This is a genomic window from Chryseobacterium gregarium DSM 19109, assembly GCF_000430845.1.
Lineage (GTDB): Bacteria > Bacteroidota > Bacteroidia > Flavobacteriales > Weeksellaceae > Chryseobacterium > Chryseobacterium gregarium.
Genome location: NZ_AUMU01000007.1, coordinates 235,882 through 262,164 on the forward strand (window position 1 = coordinate 235,882; position 26,283 = coordinate 262,164).

Consider the following 26,283-nt stretch of genomic DNA (forward strand, 5'->3'; position numbering starts at 1 on the left):
AAAACCTCATCAAAATGACGAGGTTTATATTGTAAATTCAGATGAGTGAATTATCCTTTCTTGGTATGGGTACTTTTAGGTGCCGCTTTCGGGGCTGAAGTCGCTTTTACTTTCGGAGCGGCAGGTTTCTCAGTTTTTGGAGCTGCCTGCTTTTTAGTAGCTTCTTTCTCTAAGCTTACTTCTTCCCCTTCTTTAGCCGGGTCTGTCATTTCAGGTTCAGCTTTTACGAAGCTTTCCGGCGTAATATAGCCTGCTTTATGAAGGATGTTGTACCACTGGGCCAGTTTCTTGATGTCAGAAGCATATACCCTTTCGGTATCATAATTCGGAAGAGAAGCCGTCATGAATTCTTTCAGCTCCGCTTCGTTTGATTTATGGTTAATTGCTTCTTTATACTCGTAGTTTTTAGCAATATTCTCAAAAACCTCGAATAAAGGAACTTCTTTATCCACCGTAAACATAGCGATGTTATCCAGAAGGCTTACCTGGCTGGAGTTCCCGATACTTACTTTTTTCTTGGTTGTAACGTCCTCAATAATGAATCCGTTTTTAAGTTGAGAAACTAATTTGAAAAGTCCTGGCTTGCCAGAGATTGAAATTATTTTTTCTAACAGCATAATTTTATTTTTTGTAAATTCTGCAATCGGCTTTGGGCCTTTTGCGCTTTATTATTTATTTTTTTATCCTTTAATTATTTACTTCGGGAACCTCATCTTATAGCTGATGCTTACTTCTCCCTGGGTGATTTTATTCAGTTTCCCTTTCACCAGCTTCTTTTTCAGGGCGCTTAAGTGATCGGTAAACAAAATCCCTTCAATATGGTCATATTCATGCTGAATTACGCGGGCTCTAATATCGGAAAAAGTTTCTGTATGTTTTACAAAATTTTCGTCATAATATTCAATAACGATGGTATCTTTTCTCTTGACATCCTCTCTCACATCCGGAATGGAAAGGCACCCTTCATTAAATTTCCACTCTTCACCGGACTCTTCAAGAATCCTGGCATTGATGAACACTTTTTTGAATTCGGCCAGCTCATCCTTGATCTCATCATAATCTTCGTCTTCCGCAAGGGGAGAAACATCGATCACAAACATCCGGATATCCAGACCTACCTGCGGTGCCGCCAGTCCTATGCCGTTGGCACTGTACATCGTTTCAAACATATTATCGATCAGGTTCTGCAGCTCCGGATAATCTTGATCAATCTCCTTCGCTACTTTTCTTAAAACCGGATCCCCAAAAGCTCTTATCGGTAAAATCATCTTGTTCTTTGTTCTAAAAAATTCTGCAATATGATGGTTGCGCTTACTTTATCTATCAGTCCCTTTTCCTGTCTCTGCTTTTTGCTTTTCCCGCTCTGGGAAATAAAAAACGAAGCCATTTTAGACGTAAATCTTTCGTCGAAGCGGTGAACTGCAACAGCCGGAAATTCTTTCTGAAAAACCGCTATGAACTGCAGAATATCAGTTTCCACTTCTGAAACATTCCCTTTCAGGTCCACAGGAAGCCCGACCACCACTTCGTCCACCCTGTTGTCATTGAAATATTTTTTTAAAAATTCAATCAGCCCCGGGGTCTGAACGGTATCCAGCCCGCTGGCAATAATCCGCATGTCATCCGTCGCCGCAATGCCGCAACGGGCCTTTCCATAGTCTATTGCAAGGATCTGTCCCATAAGTCTGCAAATTTAGTAAATTTTAATGATTTTATTCCAAACACAGTTTTTTTTCTAAATCCTATTTTTATTACGCTATTTTTTTTATAATTTTAATTTTCCAAACCAATAATATGAAGAAACTCATCCTTGTAAGACATGCGAAAAGCGACTGGCCGGAAGAAACGGAAGACTTTGACAGACCCCTGGCCAACAAAGGGTTAGAAGAAGCGAAACATATGTCTGCATTCATAAAAAACAATGATGTGGCCATTGACTGTTTCGTATCCAGCCCTGCCGTCCGCGCCCTGAATACCTGTGAAATCTTCAACCAGTCTTACGGGATCCCTATGACAACGGATGAAAAACTGTACAATCCTCTGGAACGCAATTTCGAATCTGTGATCTATGATCTTGACGACAGCCATCATTCCGTAGCCTTATTTTCCCATAACAACGGGATTTCTAATTTTGCGAATTCCATGTCCGAAGATATTTTCCACTTCCCCACCTGCGGCGTTGCCGGCTTTGAAATCGACTGCCATTCCTGGTCTGAGTTTAACGGAGCTAACAAAAAGCTGCTGTTCTTTTATGAGCCGAAGAAAATTTAATTTTTACCTGAAAAACTTTTCTTTTTTCGGATAGGTATCAAAACCCCGAAAGAATTTTTGACATGTGATTTATTAATATTAAAGCCGATCAATACTGCAAAACAAAAGATGAGCTTTCGCCCATCTTTCCTGAATAATCACTGAATCCAGTGATTTTATTTTTATTAATTGGTTTACTTGAGTTTCAGAATTATTTTCTTCTTAAATCCAGGTCATCAAAATCAAAACTGAAATCCGTGACATCGGAAACGGGCTTTAGCCTGGCCGATTGCGCTTTTCCTGTTTCATCATAATCAAAAATGATATAGGCATCGGCATCGTAACTTCTGTCATCCCATCTGATAATAAACGAGTTATTGGAAAAAAGCAGCAGCTCCCCTTTTAATCTCGGAGAGTTTTTGCATGAAATCCTGTAGGTATTGCCCTGCTGCATAATTTCAACATCACCGAACCATTTATCGTTATAGGTTCCTGCAAACTGCTCCGCTTTCGGCTGGAGGCTTTTTTCTTTTTTGAATGCTTGCGATTTTGCGAATGCTTCTTTCTTCTGCTGGTCAAAAATCTCTTTTGTTTTCTTCATTCTGTCACCATAGGTTTTCAGCCAGTTTCTGTCTGCCACGCCCAGGTAAGAATCTTTTACAGTATTGGTTATGGTATTAAAAGCGGCCCCCGACTGCTGATTGGTCAGGACTACAATTCCCAATTTCATGTCAGGAATCAGCGTAAATTGGGTTACCGTCCCGATTAATCCTCCCGTATGCTGAACCTGCTTTTGCCCTTTTACATCACTTAAAAACCAGCCCATTCCATATCCGTAGAAGCTGGTGTCGTACGGATTCTTTGCCGCTACTCCACTTGGGATCTGTAAGCTCCAGAGCTGCTGGACATTTTTATCTGAAACTAATTTTTTACCGTCTTTTGTGGTAAAATTATTTAACAGACATTCTGCCCAGAGGGTCATGTCTTTAATGTTGCTCATAATTCCCCCGGCTGCGTTGGCTGTTTCATTCCAGTCGTGGGGAACGGCAACGGCTTTTCCGTTTACCGGTGCGTGGGCATCAATTTTATTAACTGCTGCTTTTGCCCTGCTGTAGCTCCCGAAACTTGAAGTCATTCCGACAGGCTTCATAATTCTCTGTTCGATAAATTCTGCCCAGCTTAACCCGGAAATCCTGTGGATGACTTCACCGGCCACGATAAACATGATGTTATTGTAATCCAGTGTGGTCCTGAAAGGGTTTTCAGGCTTTAAATACCGTACGTTGTGAACAATATCATTAACGGTTAAGTTTCCGCCTTCGGGAAAGAACATCAGGTCTCCCTGGCCTAATCCCAATCCGGCCCTGTGCGTCACCAGATCTTTAATGGTTACATTCTGGGAAATATAAGGATCGTACATCTGGAATTCCGGGATGTATTTTGAAACCCGGTCGTCCCAGTTCAGTTTTCCTTCATCTGCCAGGATGGCCAGTGCGGTGCAGGTAAACCCTTTTGAATTGGAGGCGATCCCCACCAGGGTTTGATCATCCATCGGCTGGTTCGTTGTCAGGGAACGTACCCCGAAACCTTTTGAATAAATAACTTTTCCGTCTTTGATAACGCCGACTGACATTCCCGGAACATCAAAAGTCTTTAAGGCATTCCGGATTAATTCATCGAGCTTTTTTTCCTCTACCTGGGCATTGAAGATCCCTGCCGCCAGAAGTAAAAGGAAAAAAGAAAGTTTCTGCTTCATTTTTTTAATTTTCTCCAAATGTAATCAATAAGATTTTTAATAAAGCTTGTTTATATTTGCAAAGCCTAAAAAAGTTATCATGACTAAAATCCTGCTCCTTTCCGATACCCATTCTTATATCGACGACCGCATTATCGACTATGCGCGTCAGGCGGATGAGATCTGGCACGGCGGGGATTTCGGGAGCATGGAAGTGATTGAGCAGCTTGAAAAGATCAAGCCGCTGAAAGGGGTTTACGGCAATATTGACAATGCAAAAATCCGGTCTGAGTTTCCTGAAGTGAACCGTTTTTTCTGCGAGAATGTAGAAATACTGATGATCCATATCGGAGGTTATCCCGGGAAATACACTCCGCTGGCCAAAGAAGAGATTGCCGGAAAAGCTCCGAAACTGTTTATTTCAGGGCATTCGCATATCCTTAAAGTAATGTTTGACCAAAAAAACAATCTGCTGCACCTGAATCCGGGTGCCTGCGGGAAACAGGGATGGCACAAAATGAGGACGATGATGCGGTTTGTGATCGATGATATGGAAATTAAAGATCTCGAAGTGATTGAATTGGGACCGAAATAACAGAGCAAAAAACCTAACCTTTGGCAGCGAGCTCTCTGTTTTTTTAAAGGATGACCCATGCAGCTGCTGATATAGTGTTAAATTTTGTACCGGTCTGAATGCATGACTGAACCTTAGCCCCGATAGAAACGGTTACCCCACAGCAGGCAGCAGGAAAAGCCCCGGAGCGAGGAGTAAAAGTGGATAGCGGGAACAGCTTCTAAAAAATAAATTGATAAATGATGAAAATCAGGGATACCGTTTCTGTAGTAGATGAGGATTTGAGCGGAGTAGTCACTTCCGTGAACGGGAATATTGTAGTTTTTAAAGATGAATATGGGTTTACCTATCAATATCCAAAAGAGAAACTGGTTCCTAAAAATGCTGATTTATATGAAAATATTAAAGTCATAAAAAAAGCAGAACCCAAGAAAGCCGTTTCTAAAAAGCATCATAAAAACCTGTTGGTTCTTGATCTTCATTTTCATAACCTGGTCAAAAACCCGCATGATTATGATGGTTTTGAGAGACTTTTTATTCAGAAAGAAAAGCTGTTGGAAGTGATTTCATTCTGCCGGAAGAACCATCTGAAAAGACTGGAAATTGTTCACGGAATCGGGGACGGCGTTTTACAGAGGCTGGTTTGGGACGTCCTGGAAAGCCAGACGAATCTGGATTTTTACAATAAGGAAATACTTCACCATCAATCGGGTGCAGTAATGGTAGAATTTCACTAAATTTGCAGGAATTGGAATATGAACGTACTTAATTTACTTTTTATCAAAGACGGATTAATCTACCAGATTGCGAAAAACAAAAGCATTGTGGAAGAGAAATCCTATTTCGTAGATGAAGATTCTCCGGAAAACTTTATTGCGGACCAGCTTGACGAAGTGCTGATTCGACAAAGATTCGATGAAATTTATGTGGTTTCCGCACTGAACCATTTCACGCTGATGCCCGAAGGGTTTTCCCAGCATGAAACAGGTTTTGAACTGATTGCCTACAATGCGCCTGTGGACAAGGAAAAAGAGGAGCTGATGCTTTCGATCAATGAAAAATTCAAAGTCCAGTTTTATTATACTTTCCCGAAAAACCTGTATAAGAAAATCAAAGACCTGGCCTTGCCCGTGAACTTTAATTTTTCGGGTGAAAAGTTTTTAAATTCCATCAGCAATAAAAACAACAAGGAAATCCACATTAACCTTTATCATAACCAGTGCGAGTTTTTTGCGATAGACCGTAAAAAAATTATTCTTTATAATAATCTGGATGTGAGTTCCGAAGTGGACTTTCTGTATTTCGTGATGTTCACCTTAAGCAAGATCGGTTTCGGAATTAATGAAACTTATTTTTTTGTGTACGGAGAAACCACCGAAAACGAAACTTTTATTTCAGAGCTTCAGAAATTTGTAAATAGCCTGAAAATCGTATCGGATAACATTCCAACCAAAAACTTTATCCTTAATTAGGCTACCGGTTGCAGAACAGGACCCGGTCCGTTGCTGCCACCCATTACCTATCCTTAAAATTAATCAATATGTACAGAATCATATCCGGCAAATGGAAAGCCAAGAAAATAGCCGCCCCCAGAAATTTTGATGTAAGGCCCACTACGGATTTTGCCAAAGAAGCCCTTTTCAGTATTCTTGAGAATACGTATGACATGCAGTCGATTGCCGTACTGGATCTGTTTGCAGGAATCGGTTCGATCACCTTTGAATTTGCTTCCCGAGGCACTCAGGATATTACTTCTGTTGAAATAAATCCGAAACATACGTCATTCCTGAATTCTACCGCTGCTGAGCTCGGCTTCAGTTTACAGGTCAGCGTACAGCGCGGAGATGTTTTCGACTGGCTTAAAAAATTCAGAAATAAAAAATCGTTTGAAATTGTATTTTCCGATGCGCCTTTTGAAACGGAAGAGAAAAAATACCTGGAATTGATTTCCCTAGTGGTCAACAATAAATACCTGAAGGAAAACGGGGTCCTGATTATAGAACATCAGAGCCGCATGAAGCTCGATCATCCGAATTTAACGGATACCCGGAAATACGGCAATGTAAGCTTCAGCTTTTTTGCACCTAACCAGGAAGAAAGTATAGAAATAACAGAAGAATAATCAGGGATTGTCCCTGATTATTCTTTTTGAGTTCTCAGCAGCTTCAATGCCCCATTTTGTTATTACCTCAAGAACAGGAAGCAGCGTTTTTCCAAAATCCGTTAAGGTATATTCTACCATCAGCGGCGGTTTTGCCGTATACACTTTCCGGTTAATAATATGATCTTCTTCCAGCTGTTTTAATTGCAGGCTCAATGTCCTTTCCGTAATGGTGGGAATGAGTTTTCTCAATTCATTATACCGTTTAGGCCCTTTGGCCAGATGAACAAGAATGACCGCTTTCCATTTGCCGCCGATGAACTTCATGGTAACACTTGTACAGCAGGGATATTTTTTATTATCAATAGAATACATATACTATCATTTTATACCGTTATTGCAAATGTATAAAACATACATTAGTTTTGCAACTATAAAAAATATAGTTATAAAATTATGCGCTTTTTAGAAAAAATGAAATCGAGATATACGGTTAAAAAGTATAATCCGGAAGCAACCATCAGCAAAGAAACCATTCAGGAGCTTAAAGACATCCTGCATTTAAGCCCGTCATCAATCAACAGCCAGCCCTGGAATTTTGTATTTGTTCCCCACGAGTCCGGAAGTAAGCAGAAACTGGCGGATGCGTCTTACTGGAATAAAGAAAAAATTGCAGACAGCAATCTGCTGATTGTTTTTCAGGTCATCAAAGACCCTCAGGATTTTGAAAAGCAGATTGAAGAGCATTTACCGGAAGATTACGTCAATTATTATAAAACATTCGTAAAATCTAAGGGTGAAGCGGCAGTAAAATCATGGATGGCGCACCAGGTCTACCTCGCTTTGGGCGTACTGCTCTCTGCCTGCGCAGAAATGGGACTTGATTCTACCCCGATGGAAGGAATTGAAAATGAAAAATATGATGCCGTAATCGGCAATACAAAATACACCACCCTGTTCGCAGTAACCGTTGGAAAAAAATCGGAGGATGACATCAATCAGCCGGTATTTACTCCGAAAAAAAGACTGGAAGTTAAGGAAGTTATCGTGGAGATTTAAATAGGATTGGCAGAGAAAAAAAAGCTGTTTCATATTATATGGAAACAGCTTTTTTTATTATAATACCTTCAATTCCAGATCAATGGTTTTCCCAAAGAATTTCTTTGAGATCTTTTCAAAATTCTTTGTGATGTCGGAAAGATAGAAATGATAATTCGGCTTTGGGTTGCCCGTCTGCAGCAAATGGTATTTATCTAAGATGATCTGCAGGTGGTTGGCCACAATATTCGGGGAATCGATCACCCGGACACGGTTCCCATAATACTGTTTTATTTCTTCGATTAATAAAGGATAGTGCGTACATCCCAGAATCAGCGTTTCAATATTTTTAAGCTTGCTGTTGCTGAGGTAATTGTAAATAATCGCATGGGTAATCGGATGGTTTTTAAACCCTTCTTCAATGGCGGGAACCAGCAAAGGCGTGGCCAGTTCATCCACCCTGATCCATTTATTATGCTTCTTGATACTTTTTTTGTATAGCCCGGAATTTACGGTTGCTTTGGTGGCAATCACACCCACATTGTTGTGGATCTCGTAGGATACTTTTTCTGCAACCGGATTGATCACATCAATCACCGGAACTTTTCCTGCTACGGACTCCATGACTTCATTTAAAGCATTGGCCGTGGCTGTGTTACAGGCAATAACAATGGCTTTGCAGTTCTGGCTCAGCAGAAAATTAGTGATTTTTGTAGAATATTCAATGATGGCTTCTTTGGATTTTTCCCCGTAAGGCAAATGTTTCGTATCTCCGAAATAAATAAGGTCTTCGTTCGGGAGCAGTCTCTTGATTTCTTTAGCCACCGTCAACCCTCCTACTCCGCTGTCAAAAATCCCGATCGGCTGTTTTGGGGAAAGATGCGAATAATTCTGTTTTTTAGTTTTCAAAATGGAGCTGAAATTTTATACAAAAATAAGGAATTTTATGGCAGGTACTTACAGATATGCAAGCATTAAACAATAAACAGGTCCGAAGCAATACCGTCTGCCATAAACCAGTGCTTTTCAGGAATTTTAAGATGGTTATTTTCAACGGTCAGGATCCCTTCTTCGAGCTTGCGTTTTATTTCATTTTGGAAATATTCAAAAATCCGGTCATCAAACTTATTTTTAAGGTTTTCCAGATCCACGCCCCAGACCGTCCTTAGGCCAATCATAATCATTTCATTGAACTGGTCTTCCCGGGAAAGAATTTCCTCCTCTTTGGCTAAAACACCGGAACTTATTTTCTTTATATACTGCTGATTATGGGCTATATTCCAGCTCCTGACGTCAAAACCGTTGTATGAATGTGCAGACGGACCGATTCCGAGGTATTCCCTGTATCTCCAATAAGATGCATTGTGCCTCGAATGGAAGCCGGGACGGGCAAAATTTGAAACTTCGTAGTGTTCAAATCCGTTGTCTTTAAGAAAGTCTGACAGATAATAAAACTCTTCATTCTGCTCATCTTCTTTCGGGCTCATCACTTTACCTGTTGAAATCCAGTTTTCCAAGGCCGTTTTGGGCTCTACCGTCAGGGCATAGGAAGAAATATGCGGTATTTTAAGAGCAATGGTCTTATTCAGGTTTTCTTTCCACATTTCCATATTGGAAGTCGGGGAACCGTAAATCAGGTCAATACTTATATTTTCAAAGCCAAAATCCTGAGCCCTTTTGATAGACCCTTCCGCTTCGGAAGCATTATGGGCACGGTTCATGAGTTTCAGGTCCTGGTCAAAAAAACTCTGGGTCCCGATGGATAGCCGGTTTACAGGAGAATCTCCGAGTCCTTTCAAAAAGTGGCTGTCCAGATCATCCGGGTTCGCTTCCAGTGTGATCTCAATATCTTTTTCAAAACTGAAATAGTGTAAAACCTCATCAATCAGATGCTTGATTTCGTCCGCAGAAAGGATAGACGGAGTACCGCCCCCGAAGTATAAAGACTGTAAATTTTTATTCTGCAGCTCATCTTTCCGTAAAAAGATTTCTTTTCTCATCGCAGCAAGCATCTCATCCTTAAAATTCAAAGAAGTTGAAAAATGGAAATTGCAGTAGCTGCACTTTTGTTTACAAAACGGAATGTGAATATAGATCATAAAAAAAGCCCTGAAAATTCAGAGCTCAAATGTATTTAATTTAAATTGATTAATATCTATACCCTCGGTGATTAATGAAGTTATCAAAGTTATATCCTAATCCGATCATGAAGCTGTTCCCTCCATATTCTTGAATATCAGATAAACCAAGATTGTAAGTAGCACCAATCATAAATTTGTTGAATCTTACTTTCACTACCGGTGCAATCTGTAACTGCTGGCTGTCAAATCTGTTCTGAACCGATCTGTAGCTTACCCCGAAAGAGAATGAATTGATATCATTGAAGAACGTCCCCATTAAGTTATAATCGATGGTTCTTGTAGAGTTGGTATTAAGGTTGATTAAAGCGGAAGGCGTGAAATAGATGTTATCACCGACATGCCAGTCATATCCAAGATTTAAGAAGAATTTTATCGGAGAAGGCTCACGTCCGTTCACAATGGCCTCATCGTTGGTAAGGGCAATATCGTTAACGGAAACTCCTGCAAAGATGTCCCTGTACGTAGCGGCTACCCCGAAATTGGCATAGGCCATAAAGATATTGCTTTCACTTCCCTGCAATAACGGGTCTGAAGCATCCTGTGTATTAATTTTAGAATAATCAAAATTCATGTTATAGAAATTCACACTGGTCCCGAACGAGAACTGGTCTTTTCGGTCTCCTTCGCTGCTAAGAGGAATAAAATATGAAGCCCCAGCTGTAATTCCGCCTGCGGAAATGGGACCGTTGCTGTCCCTGAATACAGAAATACCCGCTCCTACTCTATCAAAGATGTTCGCGTTAAACCCCACCGATTGTACATTGGGAGATTCACTGAACTTCGAAAATTGCTGCTGATAGTTAAGATTGAGTTGCACATAGTCTGTCTTTCCGTACTGTGCTGGGTTGAACAGAAACTCACCATCTAAAAGATATTGCTGATAGTAAGGTAATGTTTCCTGTGCCTTGTATGCATTTGACAAAAGAGCTAAACATACGATAGCATATAGTTTTCTCATAACAAATCTTGATTTCAATTCAACAAATATAAAAAAATTCTCAATATATTTTTAGTTTTCTAAATAATTTCTCCATTTTTTTACAGCATCCGCCATATCTTTAGGCATTGGGCTCTCAAAATATAATTCCTTCTTTGTAGCCGGATGTATAAATCCCAAAGTATGGGCATGAAGCGCATGTCTAGGGAGAATTTCAAAAACATTTTTTATAAACTGCTTATACTTAGGGAGGTTAACCCCGCGAAGAGGCGTATGGCCTTCATATCTTTCATCATTAAACAAAGTATGCCCGATGTGTTTGAAGTGCGCTCTGATCTGATGGGTCCTTCCTGTTTCAAGTTTACATTCCACCCAGGTCATATATCTGAATCTTTCCAAAACTTTATAATGCGTTACCGCATGCTTTCCCTGGCTCCCATCTACATAGGTATGCATCTGCATCCTGTTCTTCGGGTGACGGCCGATATGGCCCTGTATGGTACCTTCATCCTCCTGCACATTGCCCCAGACAAAAGCCCAATACAGCCTTTTGGTTTTGCGTTCAAAGAACTGTTTGGCCAGAAAGCTCAGGGCATATTCATTTTTGGCAATCACCAAAAGCCCGGACGTATCTTTGTCAATCCTGTGAACCAGGCCTACCCTGTCAAGATCGGATTTCGCTCCGTTCTGTTCGAAATGATAAGCAAGGGCATTCACCAGGGTACCGTCCCAGTTACCGAATCCCGGATGTACTACCATCCCCGGGTCTTTATCCACAACAATCAGGTCATCATCTTCATAGACAATGTTAATAGGTATATTTTGCGGAATAATGAAGTTTTCTCTTGGAGGGTGTGCCAGCAGTACGGAAACATGGTCGCCCGGTTTTACGCGGTAGTTCTGTTTTACCACGGCACCGTTGACAATAACATTCCCGGCCCTGCAGGTTTGTGAAATTTTATTTCTGGAAGAATTCTGACGGAAAATCATTAAAAACTTATCGATCCTTAAAGGCTCCTGATTTTTATCAACAATCATATTGAGATGTTCATACAGCCCTTTGTTTTCCTCATCAATATCCACAGCATCGATGCTGTCATGCTCCGGCAATCCTTCTTCTAAAAAATCTTCGTTATCTTCTGTCATTATTCACTTTATCTTTTATACAAAAAGCTTCAACATAAGAAGTTGAAGCCCGTATTTTTTATAATTATTGATTATTATTCTACAACTACCTTTTTAGCTCTTGGCTTTTCCGCAGGTTTCTGCTGTGCTGAAGCTGCCGGCTTGGCAGCATTGGAACCGCTTCCTACACCCGAAGTAACAGTTTTAGGTTTTGTATTGGCCTGGCCTCCGGAAGTCGTTGGCTGGCCTGTTGTTGTTTTAGCGGCCTCTCTTTTTGCACCGTCTGTATTGGATTTCGGACTTTCCCTTCTGGTCTCGGGAACTGCCGGCGGCGGCGTTTCATAAACCGGTTCCTGACGGGCAGGAGCTTCCTGATACTGAACAGGCGGCAGGCCTGTATCCACCTTCATTCTGTAGACAGCGTTCAGCTGTTCAATTTTATCCCTCAGTTCGGCAGGGGTCCTGTCACTGGCCCAAAGGTCAATCTGCATTCCCTGATCACGGACATCTCCTGCAGCAGGGTCCTGATAATAAATGATATCAGATTCATCTTTGCCTCCGTTTTCATGGTCTACAATGCCTATCTCAAACATATTCCTGGCAATAACGGCTTTCGCTTCCTTCACAGTTAATCCCACTACATTCGGAATGGAAATATTTCTGAGTGGCCCCGAGCCTATCACGACATCTACAACAGAAAACCTAGGGACTTTTGTTTTGGGTTTTACAGGATTCCCTTTAAATAAAATCCTCAACACTGCATCTTTCTGAATACTCGGTTCATAAATAGTATCGCCAACTTTCAGGCCAACCTGTTCCAGCCTCTGAAAAGCCAGACCGGAATATTTATTGATAACATCGGGAATTTCGACTTTCGCCCAGGTTCTCGGATTTACTTTTAATAAAATAGCCCTTCCGTCTTTTACACGGGATCCGGGCATAGGATATACCTGCAATACCTGAAACGGCCTGTATTTAGGATTATACTGAGGACTGTCCACTTCATAGTCCAATCCCGAATCATCCAGGATTTTAATAGCCTCATATACAGATTTATTGACAATATTAGGAACAGGAATTTCCTGACCGTGATTGGTATGGTACTCCAACCAACGGAATGTAAGCCACACCAACCCCACGAAAACACCGATGGCTACGACTAAGTTCAGTAAAACTTTCCAATTGAAAAGTGATTTAAGCATACTTAAAATTACTATAATTAGACAGCAAATATAATTAATAATTTTAGAATGTGCTTTTTATTTAACACATTTCATTTTCGTGCTGAAAATTTCCCTGCATGCGTTTATCCATGATATAAAATCATTACATTTGCCTTACTTGATACTATTTGGTTATGAGCAAAAAAAGTGTTGCCGTGGTAATGGGAGGCTATTCTGATGAATACGTTGTATCATTAAAAAGCGGGCAGTTAATTTATGATTCTTTAGACAGAAACCTTTATGATGTATATAAGGTCGTTATCCTTAAAAATGAATGGTATTTTTCAGATGAAAATGATCGGAAATACGAGATCAGCAAGGCCGACTTTTCAGTACAACTAGAAAATAATAATGTCCTGAAATTCGATGTCTGTTTCAATATCATCCACGGAACACCGGGTGAAAACGGAATCCTTCAGGCCTACTGGGATGCGATCGGGCAAAAATATACCGGATGTGGCTTTTACCAGAGTGCTTTAACCTTCAATAAAAAAGATACTTTAGCCGTACTTTCAAAATACGGGATCCCTTCTGCCAAAAGCGTTTATTTAAGAAAAGGCGAAGATATTAATGTTGATGAGATCTTGAATCAGCTGGGACTTCCTGTTTTTGTAAAACCTAACCAGTCCGGTTCGTCACTGGGAATTTCAAAGGTCAAAGAAAAATCAGCGTTACTGGCAGCTACAGAAGTTGCCTTTAAAGAAGATGATGAAATTTTAATTGAAAGCTTCCTGGACGGAATGGAAGTTTCCGTAGGAGTGATCGATTATCAAGGGGAAACTATTGTCTTAGGTATTACGGAAATTGTTCCTACCAACGAATTTTTCGATTATGAAGCCAAATATGAAGGCGCTTCGGAAGAAATTACACCGGCAAGAATTGATAATGAAACCAGAATCAAAGTGGAAGAAATTGCAAAACGTGCTTATAATTCCTTAGGCATGAGCGGTTTTTCAAGAAGTGAATTTATTTTGATGGACGGCGTCCCCTATATGCTGGAAATGAACACCAATCCGGGATTTTCCCCGGCAAGCATCCTTCCGCAGCAGGCAAAAATTTACGGGATCTCCATTGCAGATCTTTGTGGAAATGAAGTTGAAAAAGCTTTGAATAAAATTAGTAATTAGAAGTTAGAAATTAGGTTAGTATAATTGATAATGGCAGAAGCTAAAATTCAAAATTGAGGCTTTACCATTCACCATTGCGACTTATAATTTATAACTCATAACTTATAACTTTATACGCATGAAAATTGCTGTTTTTCCGGGATCTTTCGATCCTATTACTTTAGGGCATTATGACATTATCGAGCGGGCCGCTCCGCTTTTTGATAAGTTAATTATTGCCATCGGGCAGAATTCCCAGAAAAAATATATGTTCCCATTAGAAAAGAGGATGGAATTCATCCAGAATTCCTTTGCCGAATTCGCCAATGTGGAAGTGGATTATTTTGAAGGCCTTACAGTGGATTACTGTTTTGAAAAAGATGCCCAGTACATCATCAGGGGGTTAAGAAACCCTGCCGATTTTGAATTTGAAAAAGCCATAGCACACACCAACAGGACGCTGGCCCATAAAAAACTGGAAACCGTATTTTTATTAACCTCCTCCGGAAAATCGTTTATCAGCAGCAGCATCGTACGGGAAATCATCAACCATAAAGGAGAATATGAATTACTTGTTCCGGATTCGGTGAGAGTGAAACTATGAGTAATTGGTAATTAGCAATTTTTTACAGCTATGAATTTCAATCAGATTTTTTAGAGATCGGGCTAAAAATTTCTCCATCCCTATTATTAAATCATTATCATCATTACCATATTCTGATGATCTTGCAATAGTCAAAAAACAAATAATAAGATCTGTAACTTCTGTGGCAGCTAATTACAGAGCCGAGATCAGAAAAAGGAAGATTTCATTGTGGTTGAAGAAATTGATGAAACTCAGCTGTGGCTTGAAATCATTGAAGAATTAAAATATTTAAGTGTCGAAAAAATTTTATATCTGAAATAGGAATGTGAAGAATTAGTCAAGGTAATGACGAAATATAAATTTAAATTACAAAGGATAAAAGGATAATTTATTACCCATTACCTAATACTCATTACCTATATAATATGCACGAACAGTTCAATTTTGCCATAGAAGTTCTTGGGACGATCTCGTTTTCGATGTCGGGGAGCTTTGCTGCCATGCAGAGGCGCCTTGATCCGTTTGGTGTATTGATTATCGCATTCGTGACCTCCGTCGGGGGCGGAACCATCAGGGATCTGCTGTTAGGCATCCCTGTATTCTGGATGCATGATCTGCTGACCTGTTCACTCATTATCATGACCAGTATTTTCACCATGATTTTTAAATCTTTTGAAAAAAACTTTCGGGTCACCTTATTTATTTTCGACAGCTTCGGCCTGGGGCTGTTTACGATCATCGGAGTCCAGAAAGGATTGCATGCCGATATCCATCCCATGATCTGTATCGGGCTGGGAACCATCACCGGCTGTTTCGGAGGGATTATCCGGGATATCCTGCTCAACCGGATTCCACTGATTTTCAGAAAAGAAATTTATGCTACCGCATGTATTGTCGGAGGTTCTGCATTTTTGCTTCTGACAAAATTCACGACACTGACGTATACAGCGATTCAGATTTTTACGATTCTACTGATTGTTGCGATAAGGACCTTAGCGGTAAAATACCATTGGCAGATCCCGAAATTTTACGGGTATGAGAATAATTCTGAAATGTGATCACCGATTCACACCTATTTTAAAAAGATTAAGATCGGCTTAATGAATGCTCTTACATAACTTCAATTAGTTCACATAAAAAAGCACCTGAAAATATTCAGATGCCTTTGTTTATTTTTTCACCCGGCTTTTGACTAACCGAATTTACCTCTGTTTCTCATATTGGGATTGTGCATATGCTTTTGCATGGTCGGCATTTTCAGCTGGTCTTTCATCATTTTGATCTGATCCGTCATCATTCCTGAACTGTCAAGCCTTTTTGCTTCTTCCAACAGCTTCTGACCTTCCTGTCTTCTTCCTTTGGAAATAGCGGCGGCTGCCAGATTCAGGGTAGCCATAGCTCTGTCATGTTTCATATTCAGACCGTATTCCAAAGCCTTTTTCATTAAAGGTTCCACTTTCGTTGGCTGCGCCTGCGCCTGCGTTAAACCGGTAAGATAATGGAAGTACCCGTATTGTGATTGATGAAGCTGGGCCTGATAATTGGTAATATTCTGTAACCAAACCGATGCTTTCTCCATATTTTGTTTTCTTAATTGCCAAAACGCCAACAGGATATACTCATTTTTAAAGAACAGCAGGATCGGTGCCGCTGCCAGAAGGAAAACCACAATTCCCCAACCCAGGTTTCTGGTGAAGATCATCATGTAAAGTCCTAAAAGTATAAGAACTGCTGCTACGGCAATTTTTATGTATTTATTCATTATTAAATTTTAGAAATGCAAAGATAATAAATTTAAGGTTCAGAGTTTGTGGTTCAGGGCTTAAAATTTAACGTTCTTATTACCTTAAGCTCAACACCTGAAACTTTAAATTCTTTCATACGTCTGAAAGCAGAAATCATAAGGATTCTTTTCATCCTTTTCATGGCAGACTTCGTTCACTTTCTTCCATACCTTTTCATCAAGTTTCGGGAAAAACGTATCTGCTTCAACATTGGCATGCACCGTTGTAAGTTCTATTTTATCCGTAATTTCCATAGTCTGCTGGTAGATATTGCCTCCTCCGATAATAAAAATATCCTCATCAATCTTTTTGGCAAACTTTACCGCTTCTTTTATGCTTCCCACAATTAAAACGCCTTCCTCAAACCAATCGCTTTTTCTTGAAATTACAATATTCGTACGGTTAGGAAGCGGCTTCCCGATACTTTCAAAAGTTTTTCTTCCCATAACCACAGGGTGCCCCGAGGTGATTTCCTTAAAATGTTTTAAATCTTTCGGGAGGTGCCAGAGCATCTGATTATTAAAACCGATCCCTCTGTTTTCTCCGATCGCAACGACGATTGTAACCATTAAATAATTTTTTACAAAATTAGCACATAATTTGTATATTTGGTTAGCACAAGAAAGTTAAAAAAATAAACTATGAAAAACAGAGGCTGTCTGAGCGCCGGAACCATCGGTATTGCTCTTCTGATTATTGTTGCCGTATTATTCTTCTGGGGAAAAAGCGGATACAACAATTTCGTCACAAAAGAACAGAACGTCAATACCAAATGGTCTAATGTGGAAACCGTCTATCAAAAAAGAGCCAACCTGATCCCGAACCTGGAAAGAACCGTAAAATCTTATTCCAAATTTGAGCAGGAAACCTTAACCAAAGTGGTGGAAGCCCGCTCAAAAGCAACATCAATCAACATTGACCCTACAAATATGACCGAGCAGGATCTTGCCAAGTTCCAGGCGGCACAGGGTGAACTGTCAGGGGCTTTAAGCAGATTGATGGCTGTTGTGGAATCATACCCTAACTTAAAGGCAGATCAGCAGTACATTAATTTCCAGAGGGAATATACAGCTATAGAAAACAGTATCCGGACAGAAACCGTTTACTACAACGAAGCTGCGCAGGATTACAATACTTCGATCAAAACATTCCCGAATAATATACTGGCCAATTTTACCAATTTCAAAGAAAAGCCTTACTTCAAAGCGGATGCAGGAGCGCAGAAAGCCCCTGATGTATTCTCAGAATAATATAATGAACAGTAATTTCTTGACCAATCAGCAGATCGCTTCTCTTGTGGAAGCTATTCAGTCAGCAGAAGAACATTCTACCGGTGAAATCAGGGTACATATCGATTCGAATACGGATAATGACAGTGCCAAAACGGCATTTAAAGTGTTTGAAGAATTGTGTATGGATAAAACCGCTGAAAGAAATGCCGTGCTGTTCCATGTGAATTTTGAACAGAAATATCTTACCATTATCGGTGATACCGCCATTCATGAAAAAGTACGGCAGTCTTATTGGGACCACCTGCATGATCATATAACTTCTGAGTTTACCAAAGGGAATTATTATAAAGCTTTAAAAAGCGGTATCCTGGAAACAGGCCTTGAACTAAAAAAATATTTTCCTGTAAAAGGAGAGAATCATAACGAGCTTTCTAATGAAATTACCTTCTCATAAAATTGTTTTTTCATTTATCCTGATCTGCTTATACACTTTTGTATCGGCACAATATACGGTCCCTGCAAAGCCAGATGTGCTTTATCCGGTTTACGATGAAGCCAATTTGCTGAGCGCGCAGGAAAAAGACGATCTTAATAAAAAGCTGATTGCTTTCGCAGATTCCACTTCCACCGAAATCGAAGTGGTGATTATTCCTTCTACAAAAGGGCAAGACATTAATTTCCTTGCGACCATGTTCGGTGAAAAATGGGGAATCGGTAAAAAAGATGTGGATAACGGAGTCGTTTTTCTCATTGCCACTGAGGACCACACCATGTCTATCCAGCAAGGACGAGCAGTTGAACAATACCTCACAGCATCTGTTTCAGGTCAGATCCTGGACTATATCGTTACTCCACATTTTAAAAAAGGCCAATGGTATGAAGGGATCAACCGCGGCACTTCTGCTATTATGGAAGCCGTTCAGGGGAAATTCAAACCCTTAAACAATCCTAAGACAGGCAGTAAAAAAGGTGCCGGTAACTTTGTGCTTATCGCTTTTATTATTTTCATCATTATTGTTATTATTTTCAGGAACAGAGGCGGCGGACGAGGCGGTGATGATGATGACGTTATTCTTTCCAGAAGAGGCCGCAGAAATTATCCGGGCGGATTCTTCCCTTTCCCGGGCAGCTTCGGAGGCGGAGGCTTTGGAGGCGGAAGTTCAGGCGGCGGCGGATTCGGTGGTTTCGGCGGCGGCGGAAGCTTTGGCGGTGGCGGTGCCTCTGGAGGCTGGTAATAAGTAATCACTCTATTATAAAAGCATTTTATCAATAATACCTGATATTCGATCTGAGAATAATTAAAATACCTAACCATTTCTTTCATCAGCCAGTATAAATATTTCAATACAATAAAATCGGTCATTTATGATCGATTTTATTATTATCGTTTTACACAGATTAGAAGACCTGCACATATTTAATCAAATTTGATGACATTAATGCGGAGAAAAGAAATATACCGCTGATATTATGATATATTATCATACAAATTTTATTTTTTAACATTTAAAAATCACCAAACTGCCTTAAAACACTCCATTAATCCAAAAATTTTTGATTATATTTACTGAAAACAGCCTATGAAGAAGACGTTGGTCGTTTTTGCGCATCCTTATTTAGAGCACTCGAATTCAAATGCAGAGCTCATTAATTTCTATGTACGCCAGCAGCATTTTACCCTCCGGGATCTTTATGAAGAATATCCCGATTTTCATATTGCGGCGTTCAGGGAAAGGAAAAGACTGAAACATTACGACCGTTTTATTTTTCAATTTCCTCTCATCTGGTTTGGAACTCCTCCCCTGCTGAAACTTTGGATTGATGAGGTATTTGACCGCGACTGGCTGAAGGAAGAGCAGACCAATCCGCTGGAAGGCAAGGAAGTTTATATCTTGATAACCACTGGCGGCAAAGAAAGATCTTTCAGCAAGGAAGGCACCTATGGCTATACGGTGGAAGAACTGATCAGCGGACTTATAGTTTCCCTGAACGTCTTTAAAGCTGATGTTAAAAATATCAAGGTTGTTTACGAAGCCAATAAATTATCAAAAAAAGAAATCATATTGCATAAGCAAAAATTCACTGAACTTCTAAAAAAATAAAGCATGGAAACCAGCTTAGCGATGAACACCCTTCTTTTTCTGGGCGTTGCCATTATCATGGTTCCGCTTGCGAGAAAATTCGGGCTCAGTTCTGTGATCGGATATATCGCAGGCGGAATCATCATCGGGCCTTATGTTTTACGGCTGACAGGAAAAGATGTCAATGACATCATGCATGCCAGCGAATTCGGGGTGATTATGCTGCTGTTTTTAGTCGGACTTGAACTGGAGCCCCGGAAATTCTGGGAAATGCGGAAGAAAATCATTGGTCTCGGGATGACCCAGATGCTTCTCACGATTTCATTACTTTTTGTCGTCTTTATGTGGGCCGGCTGGCAGATTGATAAAGCCGTTGCGGTAGCCATGTGTTTTGCCTTGTCTTCCACAGCCATTGTGCTGCAGACTTTGCAGGAAAAGAACAACCTGAAAACATTAGCCGGGGAAGCTTCATTTTCCACACTGCTATTCCAGGATATTGCCGTGATCCCGATTTTGGCTATTCTCCCGCTGATTGCCCACCATAAAGTAAAGAATAATGACAACGAAATACAGGTGATTATTCAGAACCTGCCGCAGTGGATGCAGTTTGCCACCGTAATCCTGGGGGTTGCTATTTTAATTTTATTGGGAAGGTATGTTTTTGTCCCGTTTCTACGGTATGTTTCAAAATCGGGAATGACCGAACTTTTAACCGCTTCTTCGCTGTTTCTGGTGATCGGTGTCTCAGAATTGATGGTGGCCATCGGCCTATCTCCGGCTCTGGGAGCTTTCCTGGCTGGGGTTATGCTGGCCAACAGTGAATTCCGCCATGAGCTGGAGGCGCATATCAATCCGTTCAAAGGCCTTCTGCTTGCGGTATTTTTTGTAAGTGTAGGGTCAACGATGAATTTCAATATCATCCAGGAAGATCCGGTGTTTATTTTCAGTACGGTTTTCGCTGTTTTGGGGGTAAAATTCATGGTGCTGTATGCCATCGGGAAATTTTTTAAGATCGATACGCCGCAGAGCCTGTTTTATGCATTTGCCCTTTCGCAGGTCGGTGAGTTTGCTTTTGTACTGATTAATTATATTTCAAGCCTTTATCTTTTAAACGATGAACTCAATGCCCAGATGATGGCCGTGACTGCCATTACCATGTGCATTACCCCTTTCCTGTTAATCATTAATGATAAGCTGATCAATCCCAAATTCATCAAAGAGGTTCCGGATGCAGAAAATGACTTTAATATACTGGACGGCCAGATTCGCCAGAAGAAAATTATCATTGTCGGTTTCGGGCATTTCGGAAGTACGGTCGGGCGCCTTTTGAAAGCCAATAAAATATCTGCCACCGTATTAGACCGGGATTCGGACCGTGTAAAGCTCTTGAGAAGCTACGGTTTTAAAGTACATTACGGCGATGCCACGAAAATTCCCACATTACGTGCTGCCGGAATTGAAGATGCTGAAATACTGATACTCTGCCTGGATGACCCAGACGACAATAAATTTGTTGCAGATATTGTACGAGAACATTATCCCGATGTAAAGATTTTTGTACGGGCTAAAAACAGAATTGATGCCTATGATTATTTAAACAACGGAATTGATAATATTTATCGTGAGACTTTGGGGACAGCGGTTGATATGGCGGTTGATGTCCTTCATGAGACCGGAATGCGGAAATATGCCGCAAGGCGACTCGGCCAGAGATTTATGGCCATCGACAAAGGCTCTATCCGGAAACTGGCTAAAGCTGACGAAGATGATGACATCCACCTGTTCACCACGAAAGAACTCCTCCAGCGGGAGGAGGACTTACTGGCTTATGATAATCTTAATTTTGATAATCAGCAATGGGAAGACTCTTCAAATGATGAGGAGGAAGAGGAAACTGAAAAATAGTTAATGAATCGTTACACTTCCGCCGCTGTTTTCTTCTTTAGTGACTGAAGTTACATTTCCTCTTTTATAAACATTGACGCTTCCGCCTGAAGAAGCTTCCGCATTAACGGATGATGATGCACTGATCTCAACGCTTGCACCGCTTGAAGCATCAGCCTTCAGGTTCTGCACCGTCACATCTTTTGCAGAAATACTGCTGCCCGAAGAAGAAGAAATTTCCGCATTTTTGGCTTTTCCGGAAATATCAATACTGGCTCCTGAAGAAGCATCGATATCAAGGTCTACCGCCCAGATCTTCCCACTGAAATTACTGCTGCTGTCTACTGAAAGCTCAAAGTCATTAGCTTCAAGATCACCGGATACAGACCCTGCACTGGAAACTTCAACATCCGTCTTTTCCTGGACAAATTTATCTTTAACGGTAATTTTTGCTGCAGAATTGGCATTGAGCTTATTGAAATCCTTCACATAAATCTTGGCTGAAACATTGTGGCTGTCCATGACCCTGATTCCGGTTTTATAATGGATATGAAGCTTGCCTCCGCTGATTTCCGCCAGAACTTCATCGATGATGTTTTCAGGAGCATAAATCACTACTTTTTCAACATCAGATTTTATAACTTCAGCATCAATAGCCTGGGAAACCTCTATTTCATCAAAATTTCCGCTTACCTGTTTCTCTTTGGTCGGTCCATGGTCTTTTGTCACAACCTTTTCTACCCAGTTGTCATTTCTGTTTTCATTATTTCTTCTGTCGTGCTTATTTTCACACGAGGCTAATGTGATACATGCTGACAAAATAAAAAGTGGTGTTGATTTCATATTCTTGATTGTATTATAGGTTACTATTCTTTTATGACAACTAATGTATAAAAAATATTACATGTGTTTATGAAATTATATCACTGAAATCATATTATTGATTGTCCTAAATCTTATTTTTTTATTATCATTGTAAAGCAGCCGTACCGTATTTATAACGTAAGTTTTAATATCTTTATACTTTAATAAATAAATTTATGAAGAAGATTTCGTCGGTATTATTGCTCTCTGCATTAGCACTTAACCAATCCTGTACTACCATGAAAAACACTGATACCAAACAGGAAGTTCCTTTACCGGATGCTTCCCTTTCCTCAAACCCTTTCCTGAAGAAAAGCAAACTTCAGTATGAAGCTCCCGAGTTTGATAAGATTAAAAATGAACATTTCAAGCCGGCCTTTGATTTCGGTTTGAAACAGCATGACGCCGAGATCTTAAAGATCGCAAATAATCCTGAAAAGCCGACTTTTGAAAATACGATTGTAGCTCTGGAAAAAAGCGGTGAAGTATTGAAAAGAACCATGATTGTATTTTCCAATCTTACGAGTGCCAATACCAATCCGACCCTTCAGGCTCTGGATGAAGAATACGCTCCCGTTTTTGCAGCCCATTCGGATAAGATGTACCTGAATGACAACCTGTATCAAAGAATAAAATCCATTACAGACAATGGTCTGGATGCTGAAAGCAAGAAACTGCTTCAATTTTATAAACAGAATTTCGAGATTGCAGGCGCTAACCTGTCTTCTGCAGATAAAGAAAAATTAAAACAGATTAACCAGGAAATGGCATCGCTTTCCACACAATATTCAAATAAGTTGCTCGAAGCCAGGAAACAGGGCGGTGTATTCTTTACGGATGCAAAAGAATTAGACGGGCTTTCTGCGGATGAAATTGCCGCCGCAGCAACTGATGCTAAAAATGCAGGAAAAGATGGCCAGTATCTTCTGGCTCTCCAGAATACTACACAGCAGCCTCTTTTACAAAATCTTAAAAACAGAGCTTCGAGGGAGAAACTTTTTAAAGCATCCTGGATGAGGGCTGAAAAAAGTGATGGGAGCGATACCCGGGAGACCATTGAAAAACTCGCCGGATTAAGACTTAGAAAAGCACAGGTTTTAGGCAAAAAGAGTTTCGCGGAATGGAAACTGCAAGACCAAATGGCCAAAACCCCGGAAGCGGCTACGAAACTGATGAATCAGATCGCCACGCCTGCAGTGGAAACGGCAAAACGCGAAGCAAAAGATATCCAGGATCTGATTGATCAGCAGAAAGGCGGTTTCAAACTGGAACCGTGGGACTGGAATTTTTATGCCGAACAGGTAAGAAAAGCAAAATTCGATCTGGATGAAAACCAGATTAAGCCGTACTTTGAAATAACCACTGTCTTGGAAAAGGGTGTGTTTTTTGCTGCCGAAAAATTCTACGGATTAACATTTAAAAAGAGAACGGACCTTCCTGTATATCATCCGGATGTTGTCACCTATGAAGTTTTCGATCACGATGGGAAGTCAATTGCCATTTATTATCTGGACTTTTATACCCGAGATTCCAAGAATGGCGGCGCGTGGATGAGTAACTTTGTGGAACAGTCTTACTTAATGGGGACAAAACCGGTGATTGTGAACTGCTATAATTATCAGAAGCCCGCTCCTGGGAAGCCTTCACTGATCAGTTATGATGATGTCTCAACTATTTTCCACGAGTTCGGGCACTCGATTCACGGAATGTTTGCGAGTCAGAAATACCCATCGCTTTCAGGAACCAATGTTCCGAGAGATTTTGTGGAATTCCCTTCACAGATCAATGAGCATTGGGCTTTAGACCCTGTCGTGCTGAAGAATTATGCGGTTCATTATGAAACAAAACAGCCGATTCCACAGTCTTTGGTTGATAAGATCAAAAAAGCGGCGACTTTCAATCAAGGATATATGACAACCGAACTGGTTTCTGCTGCTGAACTGGATATGGACTGGCATACGGTGACTAATGCAAGCCAGCTAATCCCAGTACTGGATTTTGAGAAACAGTCACTGACAAAACACGGCTTCACTTTGGCAACTGTTCCCCCGAGATATCATACGCCATATTTCGCACACATCTGGGGCGGAGGATATTCTGCAGGATATTATGCCTATCTGTGGTCTGAAACCTTAGATAATGATGCCTGGGAGTGGATCAGCAAAAACGGCGGGCTGACCCGTGAAAATGGCGATCGTTTCAGAAAATATATTTTATCCGTAGGAAATTCAGTAGATCTGAATCAGGCATTCAGGGATTTTACGGGACATGATCCGGATATTAAACCGCTGTTAAGAAACAGGGGATTTATTAAATAAATTATAAGCATTCAGAAATGAGTGCTTTTATTTTTAACTAGCTCGAGTCGTGATAAGACAGAATTAAAACTTTTAGAGAAAATAATAACTCTTATATCTTAATTTATAAAATTGAAATACTGAAACTAATATTTGTCAATAGTTTGATAAAAAATTAGCGTATTATGTTTCATGCGTAAAAGCAGTTTTAAAGAAAATAAAATATCCTTAATTTCAGATAATAAAGACTATTATTATGATGATGATTGGTTTTATTTAAGTACTCCTAAATACTCAGGTAGTATGATTAACAATATTTATATTGATTGGAAATCGGCTTGTTTTCTAAACACTTTTCTACAATAGATTTTATCGGACTTCAGAAATAAATTCCATAATTTCTTTGTGATAGATATAAAAACAGCACATTTTCAGAAGTTCAGATTATTAGGATTTTATCTCTTCAACATCAATCTGAGATGGTGAATGAGATTTGCTGTGAACACGACATCATCCAACCGCCCTTTACAAATGGAAGAACAAATATAAAGGATTATTGTATGTGCAGTAACCGCAGATAAAAGAATCGTAGCAAAACTTATGTTGGAAAATGTTGTAATGAAAGACGTGATTGCTAAAAAGCTTTAATACCTTCCAAAAAGCAACACTTGGTTCTTTACTCGGAATCAGAACATGGAATAAGCATGCAAAATGCATGTAAACTTTTCGTCATAGACCGTTCTGTATTTTACTACAAAAAAGATGAATAATAACGACACTAAGATTTTGCGAGAGCTAGTTTTGCTCTAAGATCAGCACCAGAGATGGAGATTCCTGACGATACACCACTGTCTGAGAAATCTGAAATTTGGAGATTGTTTAAAGCAGATCTTTTATGCTGTGTTGGATTATGCTTTTGATATGCCGTATTTGGATTATTATTGATACTTTATTATTTATCGCTTACAACCGCTTGTTCTAGGGGTTATATTTCTTAGAGTTAAAGTATGTATATATAACAAAAAAACCCCTCTTTCATCGGATGATGAAGGAGGGGTTTAGATAAAGACTGGCGGCGACCTACTCTCCCGCTTTCGCAGTACCATCGGCGCTGGTGGGCTTAACTTCTGTGTTCGGAATGGGAACAGGTGAGCCCCACCGCTAAAACCACCCTAAAGGTTGTATATAGTGTAGGAATGTATTGTTGTATCAGGTATTAATGACTTATATCATTCATACTTTTTACAATCTACATTTTACAAATTTATCGGTAAATATCATCACAAAGGCAAAACCATTGTTGCACTTATAAGAACTTGTTTTAT

At 40.1% G+C, this 26,283-nt stretch carries 29 protein-coding genes and 1 rRNA gene; 16 read left to right on the forward strand and 14 right to left on the reverse strand.

Translation table 11 applies throughout. From position 1 onward, the window contains the following. Nucleotides 1–50 precede the first annotated feature (50 nt). The 3 genes from H561_RS0109535 to ruvX form a co-directional block, all read right to left on the reverse strand. Nucleotides 51–617 carry a DUF5606 family protein gene (locus H561_RS0109535; RefSeq protein ID WP_027386781.1) on the reverse strand — a complete coding sequence of 189 codons (567 nt, stop codon included), beginning with the start codon at nucleotides 615–617 and terminating at the stop codon, nucleotides 51–53. 78 nt (nucleotides 618–695) lie between these two features. Continuing rightward, nucleotides 696–1,268 carry a peptide deformylase gene (def, locus tag H561_RS0109540; RefSeq protein ID WP_027386782.1) on the reverse strand — a complete coding sequence of 191 codons (573 nt, stop codon included), beginning with the start codon at nucleotides 1,266–1,268 and terminating at the stop codon, nucleotides 696–698. Next, nucleotides 1,265–1,681 carry a Holliday junction resolvase RuvX gene (gene ruvX / locus H561_RS0109545; protein ID WP_027386783.1) on the reverse strand — a complete coding sequence of 139 codons (417 nt, stop codon included), beginning with the start codon at nucleotides 1,679–1,681 and terminating at the stop codon, nucleotides 1,265–1,267. Before ruvX ends, def begins: the two co-directional genes overlap by 4 nt. A gap of 113 nt (nucleotides 1,682–1,794) precedes the next feature. Here ruvX and H561_RS0109550 point away from each other — a divergent pair, with 113 nt between their 5' ends. Further along, a complete protein-coding gene (locus H561_RS0109550; protein ID WP_027386784.1) occupies nucleotides 1,795–2,271 on the forward strand; it encodes a SixA phosphatase family protein in 477 nt (158 codons plus the stop codon). A 190-nt stretch (nucleotides 2,272–2,461) separates the two neighbouring features. On the opposite strand, the gene H561_RS0109560 is transcribed toward H561_RS0109550, so the two are convergent. Next, entirely contained in the window at nucleotides 2,462–4,006 is a 1,545-nt protein-coding gene (locus tag H561_RS0109560; RefSeq protein WP_027386785.1) for a serine hydrolase, read from the reverse strand. A gap of 79 nt (nucleotides 4,007–4,085) precedes the next feature. Here H561_RS0109560 and H561_RS0109565 point away from each other — a divergent pair, with 79 nt between their 5' ends. From H561_RS0109565 to H561_RS0109580, 4 genes are all read left to right on the forward strand, one after another. Further along, nucleotides 4,086–4,580, forward strand: a complete 495-nt coding sequence (locus tag H561_RS0109565) for a metallophosphoesterase family protein (protein WP_027386786.1) — start codon at nucleotides 4,086–4,088, stop codon at nucleotides 4,578–4,580. A 221-nt stretch (nucleotides 4,581–4,801) separates the two neighbouring features. Continuing rightward, the gene (locus H561_RS0109570; protein ID WP_027386787.1) at nucleotides 4,802–5,296 is read left to right on the forward strand and encodes a Smr/MutS family protein; all 495 of its coding nucleotides are present in this window, start codon (nucleotides 4,802–4,804) and stop codon (nucleotides 5,294–5,296) included. 18 nt (nucleotides 5,297–5,314) lie between these two features. Then, a complete protein-coding gene (locus H561_RS0109575; protein WP_027386788.1) occupies nucleotides 5,315–6,031 on the forward strand; it encodes a DUF3822 family protein in 717 nt (238 codons plus the stop codon). Between the two features lie 68 nt (nucleotides 6,032–6,099). Continuing rightward, nucleotides 6,100–6,681 (forward strand): RsmD family RNA methyltransferase, encoded by a 582-nt coding sequence (locus tag H561_RS0109580; RefSeq protein ID WP_027386789.1) that lies wholly within the window; start codon nucleotides 6,100–6,102, stop codon nucleotides 6,679–6,681. On the opposite strand, the gene H561_RS0109585 is transcribed toward H561_RS0109580, so the two are convergent. Continuing rightward, a complete protein-coding gene (locus H561_RS0109585; RefSeq protein WP_027386790.1) occupies nucleotides 6,682–7,035 on the reverse strand; it encodes a winged helix-turn-helix transcriptional regulator in 354 nt (117 codons plus the stop codon). A gap of 81 nt (nucleotides 7,036–7,116) precedes the next feature. Here H561_RS0109585 and H561_RS0109590 point away from each other — a divergent pair, with 81 nt between their 5' ends. Continuing rightward, entirely contained in the window at nucleotides 7,117–7,719 is a 603-nt protein-coding gene (locus H561_RS0109590; protein WP_027386791.1) for a nitroreductase family protein, read from the forward strand. A gap of 57 nt (nucleotides 7,720–7,776) precedes the next feature. On the opposite strand, the gene murI is transcribed toward H561_RS0109590, so the two are convergent. From murI to H561_RS0109615, 5 genes are all read right to left on the reverse strand, one after another. After that, on the reverse strand, nucleotides 7,777–8,607 hold the full coding sequence (gene murI / locus H561_RS0109595) for a glutamate racemase (RefSeq protein WP_027386792.1): 831 nt from the start codon (nucleotides 8,605–8,607) through the stop codon (nucleotides 7,777–7,779). A gap of 65 nt (nucleotides 8,608–8,672) precedes the next feature. Continuing rightward, entirely contained in the window at nucleotides 8,673–9,797 is a 1,125-nt protein-coding gene (gene hemW / locus H561_RS0109600) for a radical SAM family heme chaperone HemW (RefSeq protein WP_081411652.1), read from the reverse strand. Between the two features lie 49 nt (nucleotides 9,798–9,846). After that, nucleotides 9,847–10,797 carry a PorP/SprF family type IX secretion system membrane protein gene (locus H561_RS0109605; protein WP_027386794.1) on the reverse strand — a complete coding sequence of 317 codons (951 nt, stop codon included), beginning with the start codon at nucleotides 10,795–10,797 and terminating at the stop codon, nucleotides 9,847–9,849. Between the two features lie 51 nt (nucleotides 10,798–10,848). Next, nucleotides 10,849–11,922, reverse strand: coding sequence for an RluA family pseudouridine synthase (locus H561_RS0109610; RefSeq protein ID WP_027386795.1), 1,074 nt, complete (start codon nucleotides 11,920–11,922; stop codon nucleotides 10,849–10,851). Between the two features lie 74 nt (nucleotides 11,923–11,996). Further along, nucleotides 11,997–13,103, reverse strand: coding sequence for a PASTA domain-containing protein (locus H561_RS0109615; protein ID WP_027386796.1), 1,107 nt, complete (start codon nucleotides 13,101–13,103; stop codon nucleotides 11,997–11,999). Nucleotides 13,104–13,258: 155 nt separating this feature from the next. On the opposite strand from H561_RS0109615, the gene H561_RS0109620 reads away from it, so the two are divergent. The 4 genes from H561_RS0109620 to H561_RS0109635 all read left to right on the forward strand — a co-directional run bounded on the left by H561_RS0109620 (nucleotide 13,259) and on the right by H561_RS0109635 (nucleotide 15,874). Next, nucleotides 13,259–14,251 carry a D-alanine--D-alanine ligase gene (locus H561_RS0109620; protein WP_027386797.1) on the forward strand — a complete coding sequence of 331 codons (993 nt, stop codon included), beginning with the start codon at nucleotides 13,259–13,261 and terminating at the stop codon, nucleotides 14,249–14,251. 118 nt (nucleotides 14,252–14,369) lie between these two features. Next, nucleotides 14,370–14,834, forward strand: coding sequence for a pantetheine-phosphate adenylyltransferase (gene coaD, locus H561_RS0109625; RefSeq protein ID WP_027386798.1), 465 nt, complete (start codon nucleotides 14,370–14,372; stop codon nucleotides 14,832–14,834). A gap of 85 nt (nucleotides 14,835–14,919) precedes the next feature. After that, a complete protein-coding gene (locus H561_RS22340) occupies nucleotides 14,920–15,099 on the forward strand; it encodes a hypothetical protein (protein WP_262486237.1) in 180 nt (59 codons plus the stop codon). 142 nt (nucleotides 15,100–15,241) lie between these two features. After that, nucleotides 15,242–15,874: a trimeric intracellular cation channel family protein gene (locus H561_RS0109635; RefSeq protein ID WP_027386799.1), complete on the forward strand. Its 633-nt coding sequence runs from the start codon at nucleotides 15,242–15,244 to the stop codon at nucleotides 15,872–15,874. A gap of 134 nt (nucleotides 15,875–16,008) precedes the next feature. On the opposite strand, the gene H561_RS0109640 is transcribed toward H561_RS0109635, so the two are convergent. Both H561_RS0109640 and H561_RS0109645 read right to left on the reverse strand, forming a co-directional pair. Continuing rightward, a complete protein-coding gene (locus tag H561_RS0109640; RefSeq protein WP_027386800.1) occupies nucleotides 16,009–16,578 on the reverse strand; it encodes a hypothetical protein in 570 nt (189 codons plus the stop codon). A gap of 105 nt (nucleotides 16,579–16,683) precedes the next feature. Beyond that, nucleotides 16,684–17,169 carry a dihydrofolate reductase gene (locus H561_RS0109645; protein ID WP_027386801.1) on the reverse strand — a complete coding sequence of 162 codons (486 nt, stop codon included), beginning with the start codon at nucleotides 17,167–17,169 and terminating at the stop codon, nucleotides 16,684–16,686. A 72-nt stretch (nucleotides 17,170–17,241) separates the two neighbouring features. Here H561_RS0109645 and H561_RS0109650 point away from each other — a divergent pair, with 72 nt between their 5' ends. The 5 genes from H561_RS0109650 to H561_RS0109670 all read left to right on the forward strand — a co-directional run bounded on the left by H561_RS0109650 (nucleotide 17,242) and on the right by H561_RS0109670 (nucleotide 21,818). Continuing rightward, on the forward strand, nucleotides 17,242–17,850 hold the full coding sequence (locus H561_RS0109650) for a LemA family protein (RefSeq protein WP_027386802.1): 609 nt from the start codon (nucleotides 17,242–17,244) through the stop codon (nucleotides 17,848–17,850). Nucleotides 17,851–17,854: 4 nt separating this feature from the next. Then, on the forward strand, nucleotides 17,855–18,286 hold the full coding sequence (locus tag H561_RS0109655; protein WP_027386803.1) for a TPM domain-containing protein: 432 nt from the start codon (nucleotides 17,855–17,857) through the stop codon (nucleotides 18,284–18,286). Beyond that, the gene (locus H561_RS0109660) at nucleotides 18,267–19,067 is read left to right on the forward strand and encodes a TPM domain-containing protein (protein WP_027386804.1); all 801 of its coding nucleotides are present in this window, start codon (nucleotides 18,267–18,269) and stop codon (nucleotides 19,065–19,067) included. Before H561_RS0109655 ends, H561_RS0109660 begins: the two co-directional genes overlap by 20 nt. Before the next feature lie 345 nt (nucleotides 19,068–19,412). Then, nucleotides 19,413–19,934 carry an NAD(P)H-dependent oxidoreductase gene (locus H561_RS0109665; protein ID WP_027386805.1) on the forward strand — a complete coding sequence of 174 codons (522 nt, stop codon included), beginning with the start codon at nucleotides 19,413–19,415 and terminating at the stop codon, nucleotides 19,932–19,934. 3 nt (nucleotides 19,935–19,937) lie between these two features. Continuing rightward, on the forward strand, nucleotides 19,938–21,818 hold the full coding sequence (locus H561_RS0109670; protein WP_027386806.1) for a monovalent cation:proton antiporter-2 (CPA2) family protein: 1,881 nt from the start codon (nucleotides 19,938–19,940) through the stop codon (nucleotides 21,816–21,818). Here the strand turns inward: H561_RS0109670 and H561_RS0109675 are convergent, their stop codons facing one another. After that, on the reverse strand, nucleotides 21,819–22,640 hold the full coding sequence (locus H561_RS0109675) for a head GIN domain-containing protein (protein WP_027386807.1): 822 nt from the start codon (nucleotides 22,638–22,640) through the stop codon (nucleotides 21,819–21,821). It abuts the gene before it with no gap. A 197-nt stretch (nucleotides 22,641–22,837) separates the two neighbouring features. Here H561_RS0109675 and H561_RS0109680 point away from each other — a divergent pair, with 197 nt between their 5' ends. Further along, a complete protein-coding gene (locus H561_RS0109680; protein WP_027386808.1) occupies nucleotides 22,838–24,979 on the forward strand; it encodes a M3 family metallopeptidase in 2,142 nt (713 codons plus the stop codon). A 1,046-nt stretch (nucleotides 24,980–26,025) separates the two neighbouring features. On the opposite strand, the gene rrf is transcribed toward H561_RS0109680, so the two are convergent. Next, a 5S ribosomal RNA gene (gene rrf, locus H561_RS0109690) occupies nucleotides 26,026–26,133 on the reverse strand. Nucleotides 26,134–26,283: the final 150 nt, after the last annotated feature.

Bases quoted from the DNA above. Each gene is read 5' to 3' on its own strand.
- H561_RS0109615 (WP_027386796.1), bottom strand. From the start codon at position 13,103: ATGCTTAAATCACTTTTCAATTGGAAAGTTTTACTGAACTTAGTCGTA.
- H561_RS0109670 (WP_027386806.1), top strand. From the start codon at position 19,938: ATGGAAACCAGCTTAGCGATGAACACCCTTCTTTTTCTGGGCGTTGCC.
- H561_RS0109655 (WP_027386803.1), top strand. From the start codon at position 17,855: ATGAACAGTAATTTCTTGACCAATCAGCAGATCGCTTCTCTTGTGGAA.
- H561_RS0109560 (WP_027386785.1), bottom strand. From the start codon at position 4,006: ATGAAGCAGAAACTTTCTTTTTTCCTTTTACTTCTGGCGGCAGGGATC.
- def (WP_027386782.1), bottom strand. From the start codon at position 1,268: ATGATTTTACCGATAAGAGCTTTTGGGGATCCGGTTTTAAGAAAAGTA.
- H561_RS0109535 (WP_027386781.1), bottom strand. From the start codon at position 617: ATGCTGTTAGAAAAAATAATTTCAATCTCTGGCAAGCCAGGACTTTTC.
- H561_RS0109635 (WP_027386799.1), top strand. From the start codon at position 15,242: ATGCACGAACAGTTCAATTTTGCCATAGAAGTTCTTGGGACGATCTCG.
- H561_RS0109565 (WP_027386786.1), top strand. From the start codon at position 4,086: ATGACTAAAATCCTGCTCCTTTCCGATACCCATTCTTATATCGACGAC.
- hemW (WP_081411652.1), bottom strand. From the start codon at position 9,797: ATGATCTATATTCACATTCCGTTTTGTAAACAAAAGTGCAGCTACTGC.
- H561_RS0109675 (WP_027386807.1), bottom strand. From the start codon at position 22,640: ATGAAATCAACACCACTTTTTATTTTGTCAGCATGTATCACATTAGCC.
- H561_RS0109620 (WP_027386797.1), top strand. From the start codon at position 13,259: ATGAGCAAAAAAAGTGTTGCCGTGGTAATGGGAGGCTATTCTGATGAA.
- H561_RS0109550 (WP_027386784.1), top strand. From the start codon at position 1,795: ATGAAGAAACTCATCCTTGTAAGACATGCGAAAAGCGACTGGCCGGAA.
- H561_RS0109660 (WP_027386804.1), top strand. From the start codon at position 18,267: ATGAAATTACCTTCTCATAAAATTGTTTTTTCATTTATCCTGATCTGC.
- H561_RS0109645 (WP_027386801.1), bottom strand. From the start codon at position 17,169: ATGGTTACAATCGTCGTTGCGATCGGAGAAAACAGAGGGATCGGTTTT.
- H561_RS0109650 (WP_027386802.1), top strand. From the start codon at position 17,242: ATGAAAAACAGAGGCTGTCTGAGCGCCGGAACCATCGGTATTGCTCTT.
- H561_RS0109585 (WP_027386790.1), bottom strand. From the start codon at position 7,035: ATGTATTCTATTGATAATAAAAAATATCCCTGCTGTACAAGTGTTACC.
- coaD (WP_027386798.1), top strand. From the start codon at position 14,370: ATGAAAATTGCTGTTTTTCCGGGATCTTTCGATCCTATTACTTTAGGG.
- ruvX (WP_027386783.1), bottom strand. From the start codon at position 1,681: ATGGGACAGATCCTTGCAATAGACTATGGAAAGGCCCGTTGCGGCATT.
- H561_RS0109575 (WP_027386788.1), top strand. From the start codon at position 5,315: ATGAACGTACTTAATTTACTTTTTATCAAAGACGGATTAATCTACCAG.
- H561_RS0109580 (WP_027386789.1), top strand. From the start codon at position 6,100: ATGTACAGAATCATATCCGGCAAATGGAAAGCCAAGAAAATAGCCGCC.
- H561_RS0109640 (WP_027386800.1), bottom strand. From the start codon at position 16,578: ATGAATAAATACATAAAAATTGCCGTAGCAGCAGTTCTTATACTTTTA.
- H561_RS0109610 (WP_027386795.1), bottom strand. From the start codon at position 11,922: ATGACAGAAGATAACGAAGATTTTTTAGAAGAAGGATTGCCGGAGCAT.
- H561_RS0109665 (WP_027386805.1), top strand. From the start codon at position 19,413: ATGAAGAAGACGTTGGTCGTTTTTGCGCATCCTTATTTAGAGCACTCG.
- H561_RS0109680 (WP_027386808.1), top strand. From the start codon at position 22,838: ATGAAGAAGATTTCGTCGGTATTATTGCTCTCTGCATTAGCACTTAAC.
- H561_RS0109570 (WP_027386787.1), top strand. From the start codon at position 4,802: ATGAAAATCAGGGATACCGTTTCTGTAGTAGATGAGGATTTGAGCGGA.
- H561_RS0109590 (WP_027386791.1), top strand. From the start codon at position 7,117: ATGCGCTTTTTAGAAAAAATGAAATCGAGATATACGGTTAAAAAGTAT.
- H561_RS0109605 (WP_027386794.1), bottom strand. From the start codon at position 10,797: ATGAGAAAACTATATGCTATCGTATGTTTAGCTCTTTTGTCAAATGCA.